This window comes from Oleiphilus sp. HI0125, assembly GCF_001635355.1.
This window is the reverse complement of the sequence record NZ_LWGF01000311.1, coordinates 1-1,197: the sequence shown is the minus strand read 5'-3', so window position 1 is coordinate 1,197 and position 1,197 is coordinate 1. Positions and strand designations below refer to the sequence as shown.

Annotated in this window: 1 protein-coding gene; it reads left to right on the top strand. The window is 42.7% G+C overall.

Features of this window, described 5'->3' with window-relative positions; all coding sequences use genetic code 11:
• Positions 1-227: 227 nt before the first annotated feature.
• On the top strand, positions 228-1,197 hold a 970-nt coding region (locus A3762_RS04255; protein WP_197469016.1), incomplete at its 3' end, for a hypothetical protein.

Genomic DNA, 1,197 nt, shown 5'->3' with positions numbered 1-1,197 from the left:
TTGCGGATCAATCCCGGCGATATTCTGGGGGTCTAAATACAGCAAACGTGTACCAGGCAACATCTTGCAGCCAATTCTTGCAATGTTATTGCTGGGTATCGGAATGAAATACGCGTTCTTTTAAGTCTCTCTCATGAACGGTGATTAAGTTTACTTTTTGAGACAATGCCATAGGATATAGTTTCGCAGTATTTGTCACGTTTTCTGAGAGTTAAAACATAGCCAAAATGCTACTCACAACTAAATTCCTTGCTCCCGCATTTAATCCTAATAGTGTCTCACGTCCTAGATTGTTAGACCGTCTTATTTCTCGATCCGCAAGAAAATTAGTACTTGTATCTGCTCCTGCTGGATACGGCAAAACAACCCTGATTTTACAGTGGCTGCACCAGCAAGACCGCCGTGTTAGTTGGCTCTCAATAGATGAACACGACAATAATGCCCAGAGATTCTGGCAATATGTAATCGGCAGTATTGCGACCGCAATTGATAATTTCGGTGAAGAAGCCAATCAATTAATTTCTGAGCATCAACCAAGCGAAGCCGTTGTAACCTCTCTCGTTAACGAGTTAACAACTTGGTCTATGGCCGGTAACGAATTGTCTGTAGTTCTCGACGACTTTCATAATATTACCGACCCAGAAATCTTGCGCAGCTTTGCTTACTTAGTTGACTTCATTCCACCTAATGTAGAAATCATTCTTACATCTCGGTTTGAGCCTGCATTGTCGATATCTCGCTGGAGCGTCAAAAATTGGGTAGACGCGATATACGCCTCTGATCTCGTATTCAGCTATGACGAGTCAAAAGCTTTTTTCAAAGACTACATGTCACTTGCATTTACCGACAAACAAATCCAAGACATATTTCAACGGACAGAAGGCTGGATTGCAGCAATGCAGCTGACAGCCTTGTCTGCATCAGGTAAGCCAGATAACGAACAAGCCTATATTAGTACGAAGAAATTACTGGCTGACGAACGTCATTTTTCAGATTATGTGTTAAGTGAAATTCTCGGGTTGCAGCCTGAAGAGACCCAAAGCTTTTTACTAGACTCCTCTTGCTTACTGCGCTTAAACGCTGAGCTATGCGACTACATCCGCGGAACGAACAATAGTCGAGAAATACTGCAAGAACTCGAACAAAAAAATCTTTTCCTGATCCCGCTAGATAGCCAAGGTGAGTGGTTTCGCTACC